The 21,630-nt window shown below is 37.5% G+C and carries 23 protein-coding genes and 1 riboswitch; of the genes, 2 read left to right on the plus strand and 21 right to left on the minus strand.

The genetic code is table 11. From position 1 onward, the window contains the following. Position 1 precedes the first annotated feature (1 nt). The 7 genes from proC to BMSHG_RS06075 form a co-directional block, all read right to left on the minus strand. Positions 2-796: a pyrroline-5-carboxylate reductase gene (gene proC, locus BMSHG_RS06045; protein ID WP_019153544.1), complete on the minus strand. Its 795-nt coding sequence runs from the start codon at positions 794-796 to the stop codon at positions 2-4. A 75-nt stretch (positions 797-871) separates the two neighbouring features. Further along, on the minus strand, positions 872-1,705 hold the full coding sequence (locus tag BMSHG_RS06050) for a MetQ/NlpA family ABC transporter substrate-binding protein (protein ID WP_019153545.1): 834 nt from the start codon (positions 1,703-1,705) through the stop codon (positions 872-874). Positions 1,706-1,762: 57 nt separating this feature from the next. After that, a complete protein-coding gene (locus tag BMSHG_RS06055; RefSeq protein ID WP_019153546.1) occupies positions 1,763-2,776 on the minus strand; it encodes a uroporphyrinogen decarboxylase family protein in 1,014 nt (337 codons plus the stop codon). Between the two features lie 21 nt (positions 2,777-2,797). Beyond that, on the minus strand, positions 2,798-3,457 hold the full coding sequence (locus tag BMSHG_RS06060) for a methionine ABC transporter permease (protein WP_019153547.1): 660 nt from the start codon (positions 3,455-3,457) through the stop codon (positions 2,798-2,800). Next, positions 3,457-4,476: a methionine ABC transporter ATP-binding protein gene (locus tag BMSHG_RS06065; RefSeq protein ID WP_019153548.1), complete on the minus strand. Its 1,020-nt coding sequence runs from the start codon at positions 4,474-4,476 to the stop codon at positions 3,457-3,459. The genes BMSHG_RS06060 and BMSHG_RS06065 overlap by 1 nt, the downstream gene beginning before the upstream one ends. Positions 4,477-4,495: 19 nt before the next feature. After that, complete coding sequence (locus BMSHG_RS06070) at positions 4,496-5,158, minus strand: GntR family transcriptional regulator (protein ID WP_019153549.1); 663 nt, start codon at positions 5,156-5,158, stop codon at positions 4,496-4,498. Positions 5,159-5,612: 454 nt separating this feature from the next. Next, positions 5,613-6,455 (minus strand): LysR family transcriptional regulator, encoded by an 843-nt coding sequence (locus BMSHG_RS06075; RefSeq protein ID WP_019153550.1) that lies wholly within the window; start codon positions 6,453-6,455, stop codon positions 5,613-5,615. A gap of 128 nt (positions 6,456-6,583) precedes the next feature. On the opposite strand from BMSHG_RS06075, the gene BMSHG_RS06080 reads away from it, so the two are divergent. Continuing rightward, complete coding sequence (locus tag BMSHG_RS06080; protein WP_019153551.1) at positions 6,584-7,498, plus strand: alpha/beta fold hydrolase; 915 nt, start codon at positions 6,584-6,586, stop codon at positions 7,496-7,498. Between the two features lie 274 nt (positions 7,499-7,772). On the opposite strand, the gene dhaM is transcribed toward BMSHG_RS06080, so the two are convergent. The 13 genes from dhaM to BMSHG_RS06150 all read right to left on the minus strand — a co-directional run bounded on the left by dhaM (position 7,773) and on the right by BMSHG_RS06150 (position 20,150). Then, a complete protein-coding gene (gene dhaM, locus BMSHG_RS06090) occupies positions 7,773-8,150 on the minus strand; it encodes a dihydroxyacetone kinase phosphoryl donor subunit DhaM (RefSeq protein ID WP_019153553.1) in 378 nt (125 codons plus the stop codon). 4 nt (positions 8,151-8,154) lie between these two features. Then, the gene (gene dhaL, locus BMSHG_RS06095; RefSeq protein ID WP_019153554.1) at positions 8,155-8,775 is read right to left on the minus strand and encodes a dihydroxyacetone kinase subunit DhaL; all 621 of its coding nucleotides are present in this window, start codon (positions 8,773-8,775) and stop codon (positions 8,155-8,157) included. A gap of 26 nt (positions 8,776-8,801) precedes the next feature. After that, positions 8,802-9,791: a dihydroxyacetone kinase subunit DhaK gene (gene dhaK / locus BMSHG_RS06100; protein WP_019153555.1), complete on the minus strand. Its 990-nt coding sequence runs from the start codon at positions 9,789-9,791 to the stop codon at positions 8,802-8,804. 180 nt (positions 9,792-9,971) lie between these two features. Next, entirely contained in the window at positions 9,972-10,802 is an 831-nt protein-coding gene (locus BMSHG_RS06105; RefSeq protein WP_019153556.1) for a MurR/RpiR family transcriptional regulator, read from the minus strand. A gap of 31 nt (positions 10,803-10,833) precedes the next feature. Next, positions 10,834-11,517: an N-acetylmannosamine-6-phosphate 2-epimerase gene (locus tag BMSHG_RS06110; RefSeq protein WP_019153557.1), complete on the minus strand. Its 684-nt coding sequence runs from the start codon at positions 11,515-11,517 to the stop codon at positions 10,834-10,836. 143 nt (positions 11,518-11,660) lie between these two features. Next, positions 11,661-13,259: a PTS transporter subunit EIIC gene (locus BMSHG_RS06115; protein WP_019153558.1), complete on the minus strand. Its 1,599-nt coding sequence runs from the start codon at positions 13,257-13,259 to the stop codon at positions 11,661-11,663. A 281-nt stretch (positions 13,260-13,540) separates the two neighbouring features. Next, entirely contained in the window at positions 13,541-14,194 is a 654-nt protein-coding gene (locus BMSHG_RS06120; protein ID WP_019153559.1) for a hypothetical protein, read from the minus strand. A 190-nt stretch (positions 14,195-14,384) separates the two neighbouring features. Beyond that, a complete protein-coding gene (ade, locus tag BMSHG_RS06125; protein ID WP_019153560.1) occupies positions 14,385-16,124 on the minus strand; it encodes an adenine deaminase in 1,740 nt (579 codons plus the stop codon). Between the two features lie 120 nt (positions 16,125-16,244). After that, positions 16,245-16,346, minus strand: a riboswitch (purine riboswitch). A 77-nt stretch (positions 16,347-16,423) separates the two neighbouring features. After that, the gene (locus BMSHG_RS06130) at positions 16,424-16,966 is read right to left on the minus strand and encodes a GNAT family N-acetyltransferase (protein WP_187371856.1); all 543 of its coding nucleotides are present in this window, start codon (positions 16,964-16,966) and stop codon (positions 16,424-16,426) included. 35 nt (positions 16,967-17,001) lie between these two features. Next, positions 17,002-17,133, minus strand: coding sequence for a hypothetical protein (locus BMSHG_RS29225; protein ID WP_019153562.1), 132 nt, complete (start codon positions 17,131-17,133; stop codon positions 17,002-17,004). Between the two features lie 193 nt (positions 17,134-17,326). Beyond that, a complete protein-coding gene (locus BMSHG_RS06140; RefSeq protein ID WP_019153563.1) occupies positions 17,327-18,181 on the minus strand; it encodes an AAA family ATPase in 855 nt (284 codons plus the stop codon). A 677-nt stretch (positions 18,182-18,858) separates the two neighbouring features. Continuing rightward, positions 18,859-19,032: a hypothetical protein gene (locus BMSHG_RS28160; RefSeq protein ID WP_154651047.1), complete on the minus strand. Its 174-nt coding sequence runs from the start codon at positions 19,030-19,032 to the stop codon at positions 18,859-18,861. Positions 19,033-19,133: 101 nt separating this feature from the next. Then, positions 19,134-20,150, minus strand: coding sequence for a zinc-binding alcohol dehydrogenase family protein (locus BMSHG_RS06150; RefSeq protein WP_019153565.1), 1,017 nt, complete (start codon positions 20,148-20,150; stop codon positions 19,134-19,136). 204 nt (positions 20,151-20,354) lie between these two features. On the opposite strand from BMSHG_RS06150, the gene BMSHG_RS06155 reads away from it, so the two are divergent. Then, positions 20,355-20,732 (plus strand): winged helix-turn-helix transcriptional regulator, encoded by a 378-nt coding sequence (locus BMSHG_RS06155; protein WP_019153566.1) that lies wholly within the window; start codon positions 20,355-20,357, stop codon positions 20,730-20,732. A gap of 390 nt (positions 20,733-21,122) precedes the next feature. On the opposite strand, the gene BMSHG_RS06160 is transcribed toward BMSHG_RS06155, so the two are convergent. After that, on the minus strand, positions 21,123-21,626 hold the full coding sequence (locus BMSHG_RS06160) for a PadR family transcriptional regulator (RefSeq protein WP_019153567.1): 504 nt from the start codon (positions 21,624-21,626) through the stop codon (positions 21,123-21,125). Between the last annotated feature and the right edge of the window lie 4 nt (positions 21,627-21,630).

The following is a 21,630-nucleotide window of genomic DNA, read 5'->3' on the forward strand; positions in this document are numbered from 1 at the left end:
CTTACTCTTGTCCCAATTCTGTCGTTCGATTCACTGCCTTGAGTACACTGCGTTGCAAACCAGCTGCAAAGTCTGAACGATTCAACTCATGAAGGGCATTAATTCCAACGCCGCCTGCAGAATTATTAATATCTAATAGCTGACGAGGGTGCTTGCCCGATAGCTTGAGCATTTCAACAGAGCCAACAACATTCTCCAACACGATATTCCATGCTTGTTCACGGGACAAACCAGCCAATACACCAGCGTCCGCAAATGATTCGATAAAATAATAGACATAATTTGGTCCAGCGACCCCGAATCCTGTAAAAATATCAATCAATCGTTCTTCAACATACATCACTTTTCCAAAGCCGTTTAAGAACTCATCCACTTGCTCTTTTGAGGCATAGCTATTTAAGGCCACTCCGCTATATCCATACCCAGTATCAGTCAACGTATTTGGAATGACACGGGCAATTGCTCGTTCCTCCCCTATAAAGTTCGCTAATTTTTCCATCGTCACACCCGCCACAATCGAAACGACAACGGCATCTTTTCGGCTATATTCACGGATTTGCACTCCTACTGATGCCAAATCATCTTGTGGGCGAACCCCAATGACAATGATGTCTGCTTTCTTCAAAGCTTCCATTTGCTCACCACTTGCCTTTACCTGATAGGTTTCCATTAAATAGGTATTTCTTTGTTCGGAAATATCCGCAACCGTAATTTCATCCTTATTGACCGTTTCGTTTGCCAAAATAGCACGAATAATTGCTTCAACCATTTGGCCTCCACCGATAAAATGAATCATCTCATAACCTCCTACTTTATTTTCAAAATAGAAATAAGTAGGGACCATAACGCCCCCACTTATGACAATCAAAAATTAATTATTTTCCCAAGCTTCTGGTAAAATAAATCCATCATATTTTTCTTGAGATAAAATATATTCTTCGAATTCAGGCGATTCATAAGCCGCTTTTACATCCTTCGCCCATTGCGTATCTAAATTTTCCTCTAATATTGATACGATAATGCGATGTTCTTCTGGTGTATTTTCAATTTTTAAAGCATCCGATATTTTCAAACCAGCATCGGCAATATAATTCCCATTCACCACACCAAAATCAACATCTTTCAATGAAACTAAAATTTGGGCTGGATCTAGTACTTGTAACTTAATATCATAGTCAGCTGGTGATACACTATTTAAATTGAAGTCTGTCGTTCCAGCATCATCAGCAATCGATACCCAACCAAGCTCCTCCATGATTCGTACCGCACGTTCTTGGTTAACAGGATCATTAGGAATCGCTACAGTTGAACCATCCTTAACCGCATCAAGAGAATCATGATTTTCAGAACGCAAACTTTGTGGTGCACCTGGAGAGAATGCTAGTCGGGTCATCTTAATTCCTAATTCTTCATTAATGCCTTCCATATAGGCAGTACTTTGGAACACACTAGCATCAATTGCTCCTTCAGCCATCGCTGGGTTTACTTGCATATTTTGTGAAAATACTTTTACTTCGACATTGTAGCCTTTTTCCTCTAAAATCGGTAATATTCCATTGCGGAATTGCTCCTCATAAGTCCCGACCCCAAACCCAAATACAAGGTCTTTTTTCTCTTCACCACTATCACCGCTAGACTTATCACTTCCACAAGCAGCCAATAGCAAAACAGTAAATAATACAAAAATTGACAACAGTTTCTTCATTATAATTCCCCTTCTTTTTCTACTTTTTTATTGGTAAATCATCATACCCACTAAAAATTACAAAACACTGTTTCGTAACGTATTTAACGCACCTTCTGTTGCTTTCACAGAAACAGCACAGTTTGGCACTAATAAAAAGGATTGACCATCCATGATTTCTAACGCTCTTTTTGCTTGTTGCTCAATTAAAGCATCATTCATCCCATCAAAAATTTCGTGATCAACACCGGCTACTTTCGTTTTTTCTAATGGAAGCTCTAACCCTGGATTTCCCTTTGCTTCTGTATCCCAGCTAATCCCTTCAACCGGATAGTCATCAAAGCGGGCAGGCTGTGCATGCGCACCACATGTATGCAGAATTCGTTTTCCTTTTTTCATCGCATTTAAGACGATTAAATCATATGGACGAGAAAATTCATTAAAGGTCGCTTCATCAAATAATTGTGGATGAGCTGTACCAGTTACTGCGTAGAATACTCCATCTACTCCGACCGCTTCTAATGCCTCCACATATTTCGCCATTGTCAAAGCAATCGCATGTAATGCTTGATGTACTCCGGCACGTTCAGACAATAATAGCTTTTTAAAATCAAGAGGTTTTTCACTGCCATACATCGTTTGATTAACATATGATGAATTTCCCGTTAAAAACATTAAGATCGTTAATGGGGAGAACATCGTTTGAATAATGGGCGTTTCTGGTAACCCTTCTCGAATGTATTGTACAGCCTCGAGTTGTTCCTGAAGTGGCGCAGATGTTGCCACTTCAACTTCCTTCACATTCCAAATATCCGCAAAGTTTTGGATGATTGATTGACTTTGTCTCGGAAACACCCAACGATAATCATTGAAATCATATTGATTACCAAAAGCTTCTGCTAAATAGGTAGCGCGTGGATTAATCTTAATCCAGTCCCAGTCATACTTTTTCGCAAAATCAATCGTTGCTTCTGCCAAATCAATTGCTGATTGTTCTTTGTCTAGAAAATGATGCCAACCACTTACAATCGAACGATCTGATTTTTCTCCGTTTAATATTTGTTCGAATCGTTGTTTTTTTGAGATACTCATAGACGAATGAACTCCTTTTCTCTATTCTTTTCTTGCTTTTCGAGCTAACGCATTACCAGATGATTGGATGAATTGTACGAAAACGACCAAAATGATTACGGTAGTGACCATCGCAAATGTATCAAAACGTTGGTAACCATAGACAATGGCTAAATCCCCAACCCCACCGCCACCAACTGTTCCAGCCATGGCAGTTGCACCAATTAATCCAATCGTTGCTGTCGTGATCGATAGAATAAGAGAGCCAAATGCTTCTGGTAATAAAAAGTACCAAATAATTTGAAACGGTGTTGCTCCCATTGATTCTGCTGCTTCGATAATTCCAGGGTTAACTTCTAGCAACGAGTTTTCGATTAATCTCGCAATAAATGGCGATATAAAAATAATGAGTGGAACAATGGCGGCATTCGTACCTATCGATGTCCCAACAACCATCCGCGTGAATGGAATGATCGCAACCATTAAAATGATGAATGGCAATGAACGAACAATATTAATAATCGGATTCAATATCGAGTAAAATATTTTATTTTCGATAATCCCGCCAGGTCTTGTCACAACAAGTGCAATTCCTAAAGGGATCCCAATCAATGAACCAACTAAGAGGGACATTCCTACCATATATAACGTATCAATACTTGCTTGTATGAATTGATCTAACGTAATGACGGTTTCAAACATTATTCAACGACCTCCTCAATACCTGCACCTTTTTCCCTTAAATATTGTAAAGCTCTCTCTATTGCAGAAGCATCCCCTTCAAATTGCATATACATAATGACAAGAGTCGTCCCTTGAATCTCGGTCATATTGGCAAATAAGATATTCACTTCGACGTCATAATTTTTCATCACTTGCTGAACAATCGGTTCGGAAGCAACTTCCCCTTTTACTTCCACTCGAAAAACTCTACTATTTTCTGTCTTCTTTAACGAGCGCTTCACACTTTCTGGAATACTATTATGAATCACCGTTTTCACAAAATTCTTTGTTGTAGGGTGCTTTGGATGTCCAAATACATCTAACACAGAGCCTTGCTCAATGATTTCTCCCGCTTCCATCACAGCGACACGATTACACACTTCCTGGATTACGGACATCTCATGGGTGATAATCATAATCGTAATGTTATATTCCTTATTCACTCTTTTTAGTAACTGCAAGATTGATTGCGTTGTTTGAGGATCAAGTGCCGACGTTGCCTCATCACAAAGTAATATTTTCGGATTCGATGCCAATGCTCGTGCAATCCCAACCCGTTGTTTTTGCCCGCCGGATAGCTCTTTTGGGTAACTTTGCGCCTTTTCACTTAAGCCGACGAAATCAAGTAATTCCATCACCCGTTTCTTGATCTCTGCTTTTGGTCTTTTCGTTAACACAAGTGGGATAGCAACATTATCAAAAATTGTCTTTGACTCTAGTAAATTAAAATGCTGAAAGATCATCCCGATCTGTTTTTTCATAGTCCGTAATTGACTATCGGATAGGTTTCCCAACATTTGCCCATCAACTGTTACTTGTCCTCCAGTGGGACGTTCTAAATAATTCACAAGTCGAACCAATGTACTTTTTCCAGCACCACTATAGCCAATCACACCGAAAATATCCCCTTCTTCGACCTTTAAATCAATCCCTTTCAAAGCTTCCGTTGTCACATTTTTTCGTTTATATGTCTTGTAAACACTCTTCATTTCAATCATTGTGATCCCCTCACTTTGCTTATCTATCTTTATCTTCAATCCGTTTTAAAACATCATGTAAGCTACTAAGGATGTGATTTTGCATAGCTTTTTCTGCAGAGACGCCATCTTTATTTTTGATATACTGGAGAATAAGGTTATGTTCCTCATCAGCTTGATCATTCCATTTCCCATACATCGAAACGAAATGACAATAGCGATTTGCATGATCTTTAATCATATTAAGAACTCTAACGGACGTATTTAGTCCACTTATTTTCGCTAAATAATCATGAAATTCATTTCCATATGAGACAAATTCCTGTCCATATCCTAAGTGAAAAGATTGACGCAGCTTCTCCAAGATTTCTGTAAGAATCTCGATATCGTGCTTCATCGCATTATGAGCAGCATTTTTCGCAATGCTCCCTTCAAGCATGCTACGAATCATAAAAATTTCTTCTACTTCCTTTTTTGTAATTGAAGCAACTTTTAGTCTTCCATTCGGTTGCCTTACAAGGAACTCTTCCATTTCCAACATTTGAACTGCTTGTCGAAGTGGTGTCCTACTTATCTCCAACATATTCGCTAATTCTTCTTCTCGAACAACTTGATCTGGCTTTAATTCACCATAAATAATTTTCTGTTTAACTTGTGAATAAGCAACATCTTTCGTTAATCGGCGTTTTTGGATTAAGCTCATCCCCTCTCCCCCTTGGAAGCACATTCTCTCGGTTAAAAAGTAAAATAGAATTCTATTAACTTCTGAAACATTTGTATAATTGTATACAATTATTGAATTTAAAAATTATATAGCCACATTTAGAATCTTTTTTTAACGAGTTCAATTAATCTAAATCCCTAATAGGCTATGAACAGATATTACTTTAAAAATTATGAAAATTCTATTTGGTTGCAAGGTAACTTAACAGTATTTTTTTCTATGTAAACTTAAAAATCATTCGTTTATTAATAACAATTCCTATGAGTTTAATCGGTTTAAAGGATTATAAGAAATACTATACCATATAATGGGGAATATTCAATAAATAGTTCTTGAAATGGAAAAAGAAATGTGGAGAATTCGTGAAAAAAGACAGCTCCAGTGCTCCAAAGTGAAACACCGGAACCGTCCCTCTGTTTTTTGTTTTTTGTTTTTACTGTTTTATCAAACGTAAAAAAGCAAGGTAGGCTTGGTCAAGATAAATGTCTTTTCGGTGGATGAAACTGAAATCGACTGTTTGCTCGTCAGGAGGAAGTGTATGAACCGTGAGCGTTCCTGCTTTGATTTGCTGGCTAGCAAGGGCTTTGGGGAGAATCGCCATCCCGAGACCTGCCTCGATGCAATGCAAAATCGCTTCCAAGGTACTGAGCTCCAACTGGTTGCCTGGAGAAATTTTCTTTCTCTCAAGCCAGCGGTCAAGTCTTGTTTTATACGGACAATGAAGACGTGTCAATATATTTTTAGCACTGAACTCAATGTCTTGCTTTGCATTTGAAATAATCACGAGCTCCCCTTGAAATATTGGAATGACTTCCAGCCGGTTGTCTGCAATCGGTCCAATGACAAAAGCTCCGTCAAGCTTATGTGCAAGCACATCCTGAACGAGCTGAGTAGTTAACGCAACGCGCAATGATAGCTCGACATTCGGAAATTTCTCATTATAATTCACCAACAACTTTGGCAATAGGGTCGCAGCGGCTGTTTCATTTGTGCCTAGAGTAAGTGAGCCATGAGGTTGTTCTGAGTCCTGGATCGCTTTTTTTGTTTCATTGACAAGCAACAAAATTTCCTCGGCTTGTTTTAATAATAATTTTCCCTTTCCCGTCAAACTGATGCCGCGTGGGTGACGATAAAATAGCTGGGTGTTTAGCTCCGTCTCCAGCTTTTTCATTCTTGCCGTCACATTCGATTGGACATAGTTTAGCCGTTCCGCTGTTTTTGTGATGTTTTGTTCAGCAGCGAGCGTTTTGAAAATAAGCAGATCCTTAAAATGCATCTTTGACTCTCCTTCACAACAATCATCAAAATAAGTGATTGAATCATTCAAAAACAATCATTTTTAATTATATATTAAAAGAGTTAAACTGTACTAAGCAAACTATTAATTTGAGAGGTGATTAGAAAATGAATGATTGGCAAAATCTTCAACAAGCAGGACTTACTAAGCAATATGCAACAGTAAACGGTATTCGGATTCATTATGTGGAAGCAGGAAATGAGCATCATCAAACCGTCGTCCTTTTACATGGCTTCCCGCAAAGCTGGCTGATGTGGCGTTATCTCCTACCTGAATTAATAAAACGCTATCATGTCATTGCTGTTGACTTAAGGGGCTATGGCGATTCGGAGAAACCTGCGGGAATCAACGGCTATGATAAAGGAACGATGGCGCGTGACGTTTACGAATTGCTTGCTTCAATGGGGATTCAAAAAATCTCACTCATTGGCCATGACCGCGGCGCACGGGTGGCAAGACGCTTTGCCCTAGATTATTCTGATACAGTCACTGCACTTAGCCTTATAGATATTCTTCCGATGGAATTGATTTATGATCAGCTTTCTGTTGCCGATGCTGCAAAAAAATATTGGCACTGGACATTCCAACTGGTGCCTAACTTGCCTGAAGCGTTAATTGAAGGGCGCGAAGATGTTTATCTTCAGTTTTTATTTAACCGCAGCCCTGAACTGCTCGAGAAATTGAAGAGAGAAGGAGTTTGGCAGGAATACCTCCGAGTCTGGAAGGAGCCTGGCGGTTATCAATCTACGCTTCATGATTATCGCGCCACTTATGAAGTCGATTTACCAAAGTATCGGGCTGAGCGTCAAGTTCAACGAAAACTGACACAGCCTTGCCTGTTATTATGGGGAGAAAACGGAAATTTAGCTAACCTACCCGTTCTTGATTACTGGAAAGAAGTCGCAACAACCATAAGCGGAAAAGCAATTGCCAACTGCGGTCATTACGTACCCGAGGAACAGCCCGAATCCGTACTGAAAGAGCTATTGCCATTTTTGGAGGAAATGCAGGGACGGTTCTAATGTTTCACCGAGATACAAGAAACAAGATTTGGAAACCGCTATATGTTTCCAAATCTTGTTTTAGCAGTTACAAATGTAAAAAAGAAACATTCTCTTTTTCGGGAAAGAACCATGTTTTTTTGATAGTTTCTCCATCAGTCAATTCCACATGCTCTGATAAACGATTAAACTCATGGTTTGAATTAATAATTTGGTCAAGATTTACTTTGTTGAACTCAATTACCGTTTCACTCATTCCTTTTAATTTTGAAACAGTAGAACCGTCCCTCTTTTTTCATTCTTTCGTAAGCTTCTGTAAAGATTGTTCAATTTCTGTTAACGATTTGCCAATACTTGATTCAACTGCTGCAACATATGCCCCTTCTATTAATGGCGCATTCGCAACTTTAATATTTTCATAACCGCAAAGTTCTATCGCAAGCTCAGCGTTCATTCGCGCACTGCCCAAATCATAGAATAAGAGGACACCTTTTTCACTATAACTTTGCGTGATCGCATTGTTAATCTTTTCAACACTTGTGCCGATCTCATCATCGTCTGTTCCACCAGCGATTTCAAGTGGAACATTATGAACGACCTGTTGAATAATTTCCTTTATGCCTGCTACCACTTTTGAACTATGGGAAATTAGAACAATACCGACATTTGACATCTCGTTACTCCCCTTCCTCTAACACTTCTGCTAAAGAAGCGAATAAATAGTAAGAGGATACGGAACCTGGATCAAGCTGGCCGATTGAACGTTCTTTTAAATAGGCTGCACGTCCCTTTTTCGCCATGACTTCTTTAGTAGACTCCATCGCATTTTTGGCTACTTCCTCTAATTGAGGACCTTCTATACCAGTATGTTCCTTCAAAAAATTTACAACTGGGGTCCATACGTCTACAAGGGTTTTATCACCTAATTGAGCTTTTCCTCTTTGAAGAATACCGTTAAGTGCCTCTTCAAAGGCATCTTCTAAAGCTGGCTTATCAATTGGTTCCTTCCCTTTTACAGCCATAGACATTTTTAAAAAGGCTGTACCATACAGGGGTCCTGAGGCTCCGCCAACTTTAGATAAAAGCGTCATCGCCACATCTTTTAATAAATCTGATACAGAATTGTAAGATGTAGCGCTTGTTTTGCTCATTACTTCCTGAAAACCACGGGACATATTAATCCCGTGATCTCCATCGCCAATTGCTTGATCTAGTGAAGTTAAGTACTCTTTATTCCTTTGAATCTTTTCATTTGTTTTTTCCAGCCAATTTAAGACTTGTTGAACAGCTAATTCCATTGCCTATTCCTCCTGTTCATTCGTTGCTAAAAAGCTGGGGATTTGGACTCTGCATCAAGCAATTCTTTTAATTCCTCATCAAGTTTTAAGAGGGTTACAGAGCATCCAGCCATTTCTAAACTTGTCATATATTCACCAACAAAGGTTTGATAAATTTGGATACCCTTTTCATTTAAGATTTCGTTTACTTTTCCGTTCACGATATATAGTTCCATTTCTGGTGTAGAACCAAGCCCATTTATCATCACCGCTACTTCATCACCACTAGATAGATTCATATCATCTAATACTTTTTGCGTTAACTCTGTAGCTATTTCATCTGCTGTTGCAATTGCTTTACGTTCTGTACCTGGTTCTCCGTGGATTCCCATTCCTACTTCCATTTCATTTTCAGCAAGTTCAAAGCTTGGTTTTCCAGCAGCAGGAACCGTACATGGACTCAAGGCCATTCCCATTGAACGAACATTTGCTACCACTTTCTCAGCAACTGTCTTTACCTCTTGTAATGATCCGCCACTCTGCGCTTTTGCACCTGCCATTTTATGAACAAAGATAGTCCCTGCAATTCCACGACGTCCAGTAGTAAATGAGCTATCCTCTACCGCAACATCATCATTCACGATAACATGCTCCACTTCAATTCCTTCTGCTTGTGCTAATTCTGCTGCCATCTCAAAGTTCATGACATCACCAGTGTAATTTTTAATAACTAAAAACACACCAGCACCGCCATCTACTGCTTTAATGGCTTCAAAAATTTGGTCAGGAGTTGGGGAAGTAAACACCTCTCCACAAACAGCCGCATCTAACATTCCTTCACCTACATAACCGGCATGTGCAGGCTCATGTCCACTACCTCCACCACTAACTAATCCAACTTTTCCAGTTACTGGGGCATCTTTCCGTACAATTACGGTAGTATTTGGAACCAGTTTGAAGCTACTTGGATATGCCGCCACTAAACCTTTCAGCATATCTTGCACTACTAAATCAGGGTCGTTAATAATCTTTTTCATCATGATCCTCTCCTTTGATAACTTCACGAAAAAGTTACCATATTTTATGAAAAATAACCCTCCACAAGCTTCATTCTATTACAAAAATAATAATAGAACTACTTTAAAATTCTAACTTTTATGAAATATAGGTGAACTTTAATATTTATGATAAAAACACGCAGGGACGATTCTAGTGTTTCACCATGAAACACCAGAACCGTCCCCCTGTTTATTTTGAGTTTCAGAAGATACTGCGGAGATGGTCTCTTGATAGATTTTTTTCCTATCAGGCTCTTCCAAGAAATGCATACTGATTAAATCGATGAGGAATAGTGCACTCAAATCAAGACCAGTTGATAAATAAGCATTGCGAACAGGATGGATGGTCCATAGCACTTCATCCGATAATTTTGTAAGATGGGTTTGGTCATAAGCCGTGAGCGAGATTAACTTAACATCTTTTTTCTTCGCTTCGTTAACAGATGTAATTAACTCCCGAGTTTGCCCTGAACGTGAAAAAGCTAATAGCAAATCACCTTTTTTTAATAAAGTGCTTCGAATGATCATTAAATGTGGGTCGGTCACAGCTTCACTGGCAAAACCCATCCTACTCAATCGATAGTTTAATTCTTGTGCAGCAAGCCCTGAGCTCCCTAAACCATAAATAAAGATCCGCTTTGCATTCGTTATTAATTTTAGTGCATTTGTTATCGATTCGCGATTGTTTAAACTTTGTATATCGCGGATTACATCCATATATTGATTTCTTATTTTGGAATCCATATCTTCCGTTTCTTCACGGTGTGTTTCTCTTGCTAGTTTCATTTTTAACTCGACGAAGTTTTGGCAAGATACTTTTCTACAGAAACGAGTGATCGTCGCAACAGATATATTCGTCTTTTCTGCTATTTCTTTAATATTGCGCTTTGAAGCTTCTGATGGCGAAGAAAGCAAATAATCTGCTATGCCTTTTTCTTTATCGGAGAAGGAAGAATATTTCGATTGAATTTCCTTCAAGAGCGTAACCATAGATGACTCCTTCCACCTAAATGATGGGTCATCAACCCCTCTTTATTTCTTCGACAAAGCGACTTGTGATTTGCTGTGGTCTTGTGATCGCTCCACCGACAACTACCGAATAAGCCCCCAAGTCAAGTACCATTCCCGCCATTTCAGGAGTGATAATATTTCCTTCAGCTATAACAGGGATTGAGACATTTTTTAGGATTATTTTGATAAATTCAAAATCATTCTCGTATAGTTTACATCCTTTTGTCTCATTTGTATAACCATAAAGGGTTGTGGACACACAATCAAATCCCAATCGTACTGCTTCTAATGCATCTTCTAATGAAGAGATATCTGCCATTAATTGAATTTTAGGATGATATTCTTTTACATATGAAACTAAATCAGCTAATTTCTCTCCATTTGGACGCTCTCTTTGTGTTGCGTCCATTGCAATCATTTCACAACCTGATTCAATTAATTCATCGACTTCCTGTTTTGTTGCCGTGATAAAGACCTCACTATTTGGATAATCTCGTTTCACAATTCCGACGACAGGTAAATCCACTTCTTTTTTTATTGCGATAATATCTGGCTTCGATTCTGCCCGAATCCCTACTGCCCCACCTTGCTTGGCAGCTAGGGCCATTTTTGACATGATGAATGAGCTATGAAGTGGCTCATTTTTCTGGGCTTGACATGAAACGACGAGGCCTTTTTTTATATATTCTAACATTTATTTACTCACCCACTAGTTCTGTTTTCTATCTTGTTGATGTGCTCTATTGTATCCTATACAAATTCAATTTTTAAAAAATGAAATAGTGGAGGTAGCTTAGAACATGACATCGCTACGACTCCACCTATTAAGCTTTTAAACTATTTTACTTTGTTTATCTCATTCTTTAAGATTTCTGCAAGGGCTCCGTATACAACTTGAACACCTGAGCCTTTCTTAAAGAGCCCCTTTGCCTTTAGTTCATCTTTCCAAACGGAATCATCGGCAACTTTATTAATATCTTTGACCGTTACTCTTAATCTCGTAATACATGCATCGACATCCACTAAGTTTTCTCTTCCGCCTAAGGCTGTAATAACATCCTCTATCGCAATGTCTTTTAATAATGCATCTTTTTTCGTATATAACTTATTCTCAGATTCCTCACCACGACCAGGAGTTTTTAGATTCAATTTTAGAATAAGTGTTTTAAAGATAAAGTAGTAAATGAGTGCTGTTGGAATTCCAAGAATAAGAATCCAAATATAGTTCGTTTTATCATTCCCTTGCAGGAGACCGAATAGTGTAAAATCAATGATCCCTCTTGAGAAAGTTACCCCTACCGATACATCTAAAGCATATAAGACGGCATAGGAGATCCCCTCTAAGATAGCATGGATTCCGTAAAGTAATGGTGCTACAAAAAGGAATGTAAATTCAATCGGTTCCGTAATCCCTGTTAAAAACGATGTTAAAGCTGCTGAAAATAGAATACCACCGACAATTTTCTTATTTTTGCTATCAGCTGTTCGATACATTGCGAGAGCTGCTGCTGGGAGACCAAACATCATGGGTAAGAATCCACCAGTGAAATACTTCGTTGCTTCAGCTGAGAATTTTGTAACTGTCGGATCAGCCAATTGTGCAAAGAAAATGCTTTGTCCACCTTGTACCACTTTCCCTGCCACCTCTAATTCTCCACCAAGTGGGGTGTACCAGAATAATGGATATATTGCATGATGAAGTCCAAAAATATTGAGAAGTCGCATTAATGTTCCATAGAAGAACATTCCGATCGGGCCAGTTCGTCCAAAGAATTCTGAGAAAGTTGAAATACCAATGTGAACATACGGCCAGATAAATGGAATAATAACCCCGATTACGCTAATGGCTAACACAGAAATAATTGGAATAAATCTAACTCCTGAGAAAAATGAGAGTGCTTCTGGAAGCTTCTTGTCATAATATCTGTTGGCTAAAAAGGCTACCAATAAACCAACAATAATTCCACCAAGTACGCCGATTCTAACGGTAAAAAGTCCAAGTTCATATCCATATACGTTTGCCTGTTTTGCCGCTTCAACTGGATCTAGACCTTGAGATAAGAAATGGTCAACAGTTGCCGTTTCTGGTGTATGACCGAGAAAACCTAAAATGGTACCAATGATCACATGCATGACCAGAAAAGCGATCGCAGCTGATAAACCTGCTGCCCCTTTTTCCTGTAATGCTAAGCCTGAGGCAATTCCGACTGCGAATATCAATGGCAAGTTAGCAAAAACAATATTCCCAATCGCAGACATCGTGCTTAAAATATAAAACAAAAATGTTCCTTCTCCTAGGATTCCAGTCAACCCATAGGTTTCTACCATAAGGGGGTTGGTAAAAGCTGCACCAACACCAAGCATGATCCCTGCTATTGGCAAAACAGCAATCGGAATCATAAAGGCTTTTCCTAAACGTTGCAGTTTCTCAAACATTCTTATCCCTCCATTTAACAATCAAATATTGACCCCATGATAATTCTTTTGAATTCATGAAAATAATTATCATAATATATTTATTATGTAATTTATTTTCATATTTATTATATAAGAATTCTAGATTAATATGCAATCAATTTTTAGAATTGTTAAATTAAATTAAAAACGCCTGCCACCACACTTACTTTGTCGCAACAATTTCGACAAAATATGCGTGGTGACAGGCACCAAGTATTATGTATAAAGGGGAATACTTTTGGGTTATACAACCAGTTTATTTATCTTCTAGTCAGTAAATTGATCCATCCGATTGTGGTAGCTTCATTCGCTTTTTCATATGTTTTCTCTTGGAGTTGCTGCATCAATTTGATTTCTTGGATCTGCTCTTCATGTCTTCTTTCTTGTTCGTATAGATTAATACATTCTTTTAAGTTATCTGCACGCTGATTAAGCAAATATCTTTCAAATGCATTTAAAGCTTTCGTATAGCAATAATCCACTGGAATGACTGAGTTGTTCTGAATTTTATCTATAAATGCTTGTTTCTCCAGTTCCAACTTTTGGGCCTCGCCTGATTTAGCGATCTCAGCATTCTTTTTCATTCGCTTCTTATTAATTTGATTAAAAACATATGGATAACTAAATGCAACACCGAATATTAGGATATAAGCGATTATTGTTGCAATACTATCGAGTATCGCTTCTGATAGTAGTGCATATAAGATGACATCTAGAAATGAAAATATCTTTAGAATAAATGATAGCAACCAAACACCAAGCGACCAGTATACAATAAAGGCAACTACATGTCCTATACATCCCAATTGAATTGATGATTTATATAATGAATTCAAATGACTATAAATACTTTGTAGCCTGTTAACGTCATTTCGTGTTTCTGCAATATTCCGTAATAGACTTTCTTTTTCCATAGTAACCTCCGATCTTTATTTTTAGATTTCCTGTTTCAGAAAAATCCCCCTTTTTCTTTCTTATTCGACATATAATGAGTTATTTCCTGCTACAAAAAAAATACGCAATTTTTTGCAAAAACACGCAAAAACACGGGGACGGTTCTGGTGTTTCACCATGAAACACCAGAACCGTCCCTCTGTATTTTTTTTAAAGGTTCACTGATACTGGTACAAATTCGAATTTTGTCACGTCAACAAGTCCTAAATCGGTGATTTTTAACTTTGGAATCACTGCTAAGGACATGAAACCTAAAGTCATGATTGGATCGACATTTTCTGCAATTCCCAATATTTCACGAGCCACTTTATTGACGTTGCTTTGTTGTTTAACGACTTCTTCTCCAGAGAGATTACTCATCAGTCCACCTACCGGTAAGGCCATGCTACAAATAACTTCACCGTTGTTGACTAAGACCACCCCACCGTCTTGTTTTTTCAGACTCTCTACGGCCACTGCCATGTCTTCATCATTCGTTCCCGTCACAATCAAGTTATGGGAATCATGGGCTATGGATATCCCAATGGCACCTGTTTTAATTCCATAATCCTTCAATAAACCAACGAATACATTTCCCGTGTTCTTATGTCGCTCTATAACGGCGATTTTTGAAATTCTCTTCTCCGGATTGAACACAAACTCTCCTGATTTATCGCGTTCCACATCAATGATCGCTTCGTTAGTCAATGCTTCCGTTTGAATTACTTCAATCGCCCTTGCTTTATTGGTTTCCAATTTAAGGCGAAGCTTCTCTTTTATAAAATCGCCGATATGGACACTAGATTGAACAGCAGAAATATCTGCTCTTGTAATGGGGAAAATATACTTTCCTTCTTTTGCGACAAGCTTACCATCAATATAGGTTTGTTCTACAACCAGCTTTTCTAGATCACTGAAAATAACCAAATCGGCTTTTAATCCAGGGGCAATAGCTCCTCGATCATCAAGTTGACAGCATTGTGCTGTATTAAGGGTAGCCATCTGAATCGCTTGGATCGGGTCCACCTCTTCTTCAACACAAATACGTATGGCATTGTCTAAATGCCCTTTTTCTAAAATCGTTTTTGCTTGAACATCATCCCCGCATAACACGCAGCGGCGAGCGTTTTGAGGCGTAACCCCTTTTAGCAATGTGCGTAAATTCTGGGTAACAGATCCTTCTCTTAGAAAGACATACATCCCACGTGAAATACGGGCTTGCATCTCTTCAATAGTCGAACATTCATGGTCGTTCTCCACTCCTGCCGCAATGTATGCGTTAAGCTCTTTTCCACTTACCATCGGACTGTGTCCATCGATTCGTTTCTTTAGATTTTTTGCTACTAGAAGCTTGTCTAAGACACTATCCTCGGCCCCAATCACACCAGGGAAATCCATAAATTCAGCTAGTCCCTCAGCCAGTCCTTCCTCTAGTGGTGCCACCATATCCGAAGCCGTTAATACCGCTCCTGCATTCTCCATATTCGTTGCCGGCACACAGGAGGGGAGCATGTATTGAATGTCTAACGCCGTATGTTTTGCCGCTTCTATCATATATTCCAACCCTTTAAGCCCTGCAACATTGACGATTTCATGTGGGTCGGCCATGACCGTCGTCGTTCCATGAGGGACAAGCAAACGGCCAAATTCTTCCGGAGTCACATAAGAAGATTCGACATGAATATGCGGGTCAATAAAACCTGGTGCAATATACTTCCCCTTTACATCAATAACCTCTTTCCCCTCATATATCTCCCCAATCCCGGCGATTTTTCCTGCTACAATCGCCAAATCTCCAGTCAAAATCGTTCCTTGATAGACATCCACGATCTTCCCATTTTTCAAAACTAAATCTGCTGGTTTTCGCCCTGCAGCTACATCAATTAGGTGTGCCAATTCGCTTTTTTTCATCTTGTTTTCCCCCTATTTCCGTAAAATAAAAAAATCGAAGAACGACAACTCCTTCATCTATGAGGAGCAAGTTCTTCGATGTATATGTCGAAAAAGAATAGGTTACAGACTATGAATCTATTCCTATTCATTGCTTCCCATAGTCAGTCCATTTACGGTGAACCGGTAGAAACTCGCAAGCCATATCCTTGCTATTATATGAGTGAACTTTATATAGTTTTTGAATAAGTTGTATTATAGCATGGTTTATTGAAATTCAACAGAAATGAGATACTCTAGACAAGGGTTGAGCATTTATTTTATTCCCCACTAGCATGAACTTTCAATCTTTTCACCATATAATCATAAGTATGACCATTAATCTGTATCTCTTTATCTTCTTGATAACCTATACGATTGTATAATTTTTTTGCATAGCGATTATTCTTAGCGACGTTGAGAGATATTCGTTCATATCCCTTCTGTAGCGCTAATTCTTCAGCCTTCCACAGCAATTTTGTCCCAATTCCATAGCCTTGAAACTTCGGTGAGACAGAAACCGTATCAATATATAAATCGCCAACATCCGCCTCTTGGTCAAAGAACATGTTCTGATTCCTTGTTTTTCTTCTTAAACGTTCAAGTAGAGGTTTGTCCAATTGTGAGGCAGCTGCTCCCGAATATGTCAAGATCATTCCCGTGACCTCATCAAAAACTTCCGCAATCCATACATTTTGATAACTAACACGATTGTTTTCTTCTCGAAAAAAGTTGGAGAGGGTCTTACGAATATTTTCCACCTTTGTTTGACCTGTTAACCGCTCTGCAATATCTCCAATCGCAAGATGAATTAGCTCTACCACTTCTTTAGAATCATTTTTGATAGCTTGTCTAAACTTCAACTCTTTCGGGATAATTTCTTCCCATCGAAGTCCAAATGCTGCACGCCATCTGTGTAGCCAGCGATAAAATAAAATTCATCGTTCATATCATCTTCAAAATCATCGCGCTTGAATCTTTTCTTTTTCATTATTACACTCCGATTCATATATGCTTCTATTTATTATAGCAAAATTCAAAAGTTAGCTAGTTTTTCTAACTTTTGAATTTTAATTATTTCTTATGTCATTCTCTCTGACTAACCAGAAGCAATTTAAGTCCGGGCAAAGTTATGAACCCGCAAGACTGTTTTTTAAGGGGACATTATTTGCTCATAAAAAACCTCAAAATTCGTTTTCATGACTTTTGAAAAAATCATAGTATGTCCGGACATTTTCTAATTCCGTCCAGCGTCTCACCTTAACAGGAGTTTCATCAAGATTATATATTTTTGCCTCCTTCATGGATAACAGAAATGGAGAATGTGTTGATATAATAAACTGACAGCCAAAAAACCGGGCAGAGTCTTCAATAAATTTCATCAATTCCATTTGGCGTTTTGGAGAAAGACTATTTTCTGGCTCATCCAAAATATACAATCCATTTTCGCCAATCTTTTCGATGAAATACTTAAACGCACTTTCCCCATTCGAATATTCCCTCACATTATCCATCAATTCATTTCTAACAAAACGAGACTGTGTTTTGCTTCTAGCTGTGTTTACTTTAACTAACTGCTCGTAATCTGCCATTGATTTCATCTGAAAATGGGAATACTTCGCATCCAAATACTCTTCAAAAAGTTCTTCCCGTTTTTGGTCAATTCCCTCATTGAGATTCCGGATATTCAACATGTAATCAAATACATCATCACTCGTAATAATCCTGCTATTTTCAGGAATATTCGTTTTAAGCTGCATCTCGCACATATTGACATAATCAGGATAGAAATTAGATTTATTATAGATAGAATCTCGTTTGATTCCTGTCTTTTCTGCTATCACATTTAATGCAGTAGATTTTCCTGAACCATTTCCACCATATAAAATCGTCACTGGTTCAAATACAATCGAGTCAAAGCCATTTCTTGATAAAATCTTAAATGGATAATACGAGTCATAGCACGTTCTTTTTATATCCATGAAAAAGTCAAATTCCATATCCGCATTCGGAAATGAAAAATCATGTAAATAAACCATCCTTTCCTCCTTAACAATCGAATCTCATTTCTTCCATTATAATAAAGATTAGATTGACTTTGTGAAAAATCACTAGATTAGAGCCAATTTTATCTCATGACTTGAAATAGCTGTTCCCGTAGCTTCAAATTAATAAAAGCTAATAATGGAAAAAGTGAACCATTTACTATGATCATGATTTTTATATAAAATTAAATTGATTAGGAAAAAGGATCCAAACAATCAGTCCGAGAATTAAACTTCCCAGATTAAGGAAACTATACATCTTTACTCCCCATCAAATTTTTCTCCCTTCATTATTGAGTAAATAGATCAGAAGAATGATAAATAAAAGGAATGGCACAGTCCTTTAAAGGTGTATATAAACTAAAAGGCTTTTATAATTGTTTCTTGCGTAAATTCCTCAGTAAAGAGTTTATCTCCTGATACATATAGCAAATATTTAAAATAACTGTTTAAACTCATCCAATGATTATCCTCCGTTCAAAAAGTTCAGTATATTAGTGTCAAAAAAAAATAGGTATTCCCTATCTCTCATGATTACTATTTTGATAGTAGTAACGAATACAATTGAGGTAAAAGCTGGAGACGAATAACAGATAACATTCATCTTAAAATGACCTCTTTTTTTGGAAAAATAGAAAGACGCCCGTGCGTGGACGTCCTTTAATTAAACTTTATAATTCAGATAAAATTCCGTTCATTTCGATTTCAAATTTCTTCGCAAGGTCTTCATTTTTGAATTCAGATTTCGCACCGCTACTATTGACCATTCCCCAAGCCTTTTTTTTCCATGTTTCAAACGCTTCATACATGCCCAGTTCGTTTATTTCTTTTTCGAAATAGTTCACGTAAATATTTATATACTTTTCAGAAATTTATTGCTATCGAAGTGCTTCCTGACTTTTTTCGGTGCAGTACATATCAGGTACCTTTCATTTCATCGATTACATCAATTTTCTACTACTATTTTTCCAATCATACTTCCTGTTTCCACTAATTTATGTGCTTTTCGTAACTGTTCTGCATTAATCGGTCTTAGGGTTTCTGTTAGGGTTGTTTTTACTTTCCCTTCATCTATTAGTTTACTAAGTTTTGATAAAAGTTCATGTTGTTTTATCATATCTGTCGTTTTATACATGGATCTTGTGAACATAAATTCCCAAGCAAATGTTACACTTTTATTTTTTAAAGCTGTGAGATCAATAGGATGATCCATCTCTACAATCGAACAAATTCTTCCTTGAGGATAAATAATATCGGCCATGTTTCCCCAATGTTGCTCTGTCTCATTCAAACATAAAATATACTGAACACCTTTGATACCGTACTCTTCTAGTTGAACTCGAAAGTTTTCATGATGGTTAATGATATAATCAGCGCCTAATTTGTTCACCCACTGCTTACTCTCTTCTCTGGATGCTGTAGCAATAACTTTTAAACCTGCCAATTTAGCTAATTGAATAGCTATAGATCCAACTCCCCCAGCTCCACCGATAATCAGAATGCTGCTAGTTTGATTTTCCTTATGATTATTTATATCAATCATTAATCGATCAAATAAACTTTCCCATGCTGTGATTGATGTTAATGGTAGAGCAGCTGATTGAGCAAAATTTAAAGATTTTGGTTTTAGTCCAACGATTCTTTCATCAACTAAATGATATTCGCTATAAGTCCCAGGTCGTGTTAGGTCCCCAGAATAAAAAACTTCATCTCCTGGTTTAAATATTGTACAATCTGGTCCAACTTCTTCCACAACTCCACTTGCATCCCAACCTAAAATCTTCGGTTCTGTTTCTTCCTTATCCTTTGGAGCACGAACCTTTACATCGACCGGATTAATCGAAATAGCTTTAATTTTAACAAGGATATCTTTGTTTGTTGGTGTAGGTTTTTCAATTTCGACATCTAGCAAACTTTCTTCCTTTTCAATGGGTAAATATTTGTATAATCCAACTGCTTTCATTTAAAGCCCTCCTTTTTGATTCATGTTTATTATAAAAAATAAATATACTAAGGGTAAGTACGCACATTCTTGTTATCAGGTATCACCAATGTTACTAGCACGGAAAGAAATGAAAAGAAGAAGTATTCTTATTCTTGTAATCTGATATGAACTATGTTACAAATTTAGGAAAGAATGAAGACAGTTAGAAAGGTATGAGCACGGATGAGAAATCGAAAGAAAGGTTACGGATGCCCCGAAGGTTGCCCGGTTGAAGGAACGCTTGATGTAATTGGCGGTAAATGGAAAGGGGTCATTTTGTTTTATTTGTTAGATGGGAAGAAGCGATTTAACGAATTCAGTAGATTGATGCCTGGTATTACAAAACGTATGTTATCACTGCAATTACGAGAACTTGAGGATGATGGAATTGTTCATCGAGAAGTTTATCCTGAAATCCCGCCTAAAGTTGAATACTCATTAACTGAATTCGGTAGGACACTAGAACCCATTATTTCTCTAATGAATGAATGGGGAGAGAATTACAAAGAATATTTAAAAGAAAACAAACAAAAAACAAAAGCGATCAACAATAAAAATTAGACTCCTAGGCTCCTAGAAAAAATATAGGAAGCGAGCTTTACTTTGTTATTCTATCAACCTCCAAATTCCATAAATATAAAAAATCAGATTATAGTCGCCTAAACGGTGGCTATTTTTTTATGCTTTTGATTTATGTTTCAGGCGAGACAAATATTAATGCTTTATGAAGTAAACTTTCAACCAATTAGTATAAATATTAAAGCCACCATAAACACGATTTGGAATAATTTTGTGTATAAAACAGCAAAAAGAAACATAAAGGCAAACAAAAAACGCCTACCTACATTACTATAAATAGACGTTTTGAATGTTGAATATTACTCAATTCTCTGGCTTTTCGTTTTGATTTTAGTGATTCGATATTGTAAATTAATCGAACTATTTATTACTTTATTGACTTCGATTTTCAATCTGATGAATCCAATGAAGGTCTGCTTCTAGTCGTAATAGGGAACCTGTTATTAATAAATACCGATGTTCATCCCCTTGAATGAGAAATTCGGTTTTTAATTTTGTTAAATCCATAACGTCCTTCATGATTATTGCTTTTTGCTGATCAAGCATTTGCCTTTCCTTGCCGTAACCAATTTTACGAGCACAGCTCCATTTAAAATGAAAATCATCTTTCGTCGAATAATGTGGTATAGGTTCGAGTAGCCATTTTTCAAGTTCTCTTCTGCCTTCTCCGGTAATTTCATACAGTTTTCTTTCTTGGTCATCTGTTCCAACCGATGAAACGAGTTGATCACGAATAAGACGATCTACAGTAGTATAAATTTGACCTGGATTGATCTTCCCTTTAATTCCAAGAAAGGCCTCCAGTTCAAGTTTTAATTCATATCCGTGAGTTTTTTGTTGATAAAGCAAAGCCAATATTCCGTATTTAACCGACATACAT

It is taken from the genome of Robertmurraya massiliosenegalensis JC6 (genome assembly GCF_000311725.1).
Lineage (GTDB): Bacteria > Bacillota > Bacilli > Bacillales > Cytobacillaceae > Robertmurraya > Robertmurraya massiliosenegalensis.

Coding starts and splice junctions, on each gene's coding strand:
- proC (WP_019153544.1), bottom strand. CDS start 796: ATGATTCATTTTATCGGTGGAGGCCAAATGGTTGAAGCAATTATTCGT.
- BMSHG_RS06050 (WP_019153545.1), bottom strand. CDS start 1,705: ATGAAGAAACTGTTGTCAATTTTTGTATTATTTACTGTTTTGCTATTG.
- BMSHG_RS06055 (WP_019153546.1), bottom strand. CDS start 2,776: ATGAGTATCTCAAAAAAACAACGATTCGAACAAATATTAAACGGAGAA.
- BMSHG_RS06060 (WP_019153547.1), bottom strand. CDS start 3,457: ATGTTTGAAACCGTCATTACGTTAGATCAATTCATACAAGCAAGTATT.
- BMSHG_RS06065 (WP_019153548.1), bottom strand. CDS start 4,476: ATGATTGAAATGAAGAGTGTTTACAAGACATATAAACGAAAAAATGTG.
- BMSHG_RS06070 (WP_019153549.1), bottom strand. CDS start 5,158: ATGAGCTTAATCCAAAAACGCCGATTAACGAAAGATGTTGCTTATTCA.
- BMSHG_RS06075 (WP_019153550.1), bottom strand. CDS start 6,455: ATGCATTTTAAGGATCTGCTTATTTTCAAAACGCTCGCTGCTGAACAA.
- BMSHG_RS06080 (WP_019153551.1), top strand. CDS start 6,584: ATGAATGATTGGCAAAATCTTCAACAAGCAGGACTTACTAAGCAATAT.
- dhaM (WP_019153553.1), bottom strand. CDS start 8,150: ATGTCAAATGTCGGTATTGTTCTAATTTCCCATAGTTCAAAAGTGGTA.
- dhaL (WP_019153554.1), bottom strand. CDS start 8,775: ATGGAATTAGCTGTTCAACAAGTCTTAAATTGGCTGGAAAAAACAAAT.
- dhaK (WP_019153555.1), bottom strand. CDS start 9,791: ATGAAAAAGATTATTAACGACCCTGATTTAGTAGTGCAAGATATGCTG.
- BMSHG_RS06105 (WP_019153556.1), bottom strand. CDS start 10,802: ATGGTTACGCTCTTGAAGGAAATTCAATCGAAATATTCTTCCTTCTCC.
- BMSHG_RS06110 (WP_019153557.1), bottom strand. CDS start 11,517: ATGTTAGAATATATAAAAAAAGGCCTCGTCGTTTCATGTCAAGCCCAG.
- BMSHG_RS06115 (WP_019153558.1), bottom strand. CDS start 13,259: ATGTTTGAGAAACTGCAACGTTTAGGAAAAGCCTTTATGATTCCGATT.
- BMSHG_RS06120 (WP_019153559.1), bottom strand. CDS start 14,194: ATGGAAAAAGAAAGTCTATTACGGAATATTGCAGAAACACGAAATGAC.
- ade (WP_019153560.1), bottom strand. CDS start 16,124: ATGAAAAAAAGCGAATTGGCACACCTAATTGATGTAGCTGCAGGGCGA.
- BMSHG_RS29225 (WP_019153562.1), bottom strand. CDS start 17,133: ATGAAAAAGAAAAGATTCAAGCGCGATGATTTTGAAGATGATATGAAC.
- BMSHG_RS06140 (WP_019153563.1), bottom strand. CDS start 18,181: ATGGTTTATTTACATGATTTTTCATTTCCGAATGCGGATATGGAATTT.
- BMSHG_RS06150 (WP_019153565.1), bottom strand. CDS start 20,150: ATGAAAGCAGTTGGATTATACAAATATTTACCCATTGAAAAGGAAGAA.
- BMSHG_RS06155 (WP_019153566.1), top strand. CDS start 20,355: ATGAGAAATCGAAAGAAAGGTTACGGATGCCCCGAAGGTTGCCCGGTT.
- BMSHG_RS06160 (WP_019153567.1), bottom strand. CDS start 21,626: ATGTCGGTTAAATACGGAATATTGGCTTTGCTTTATCAACAAAAAACT.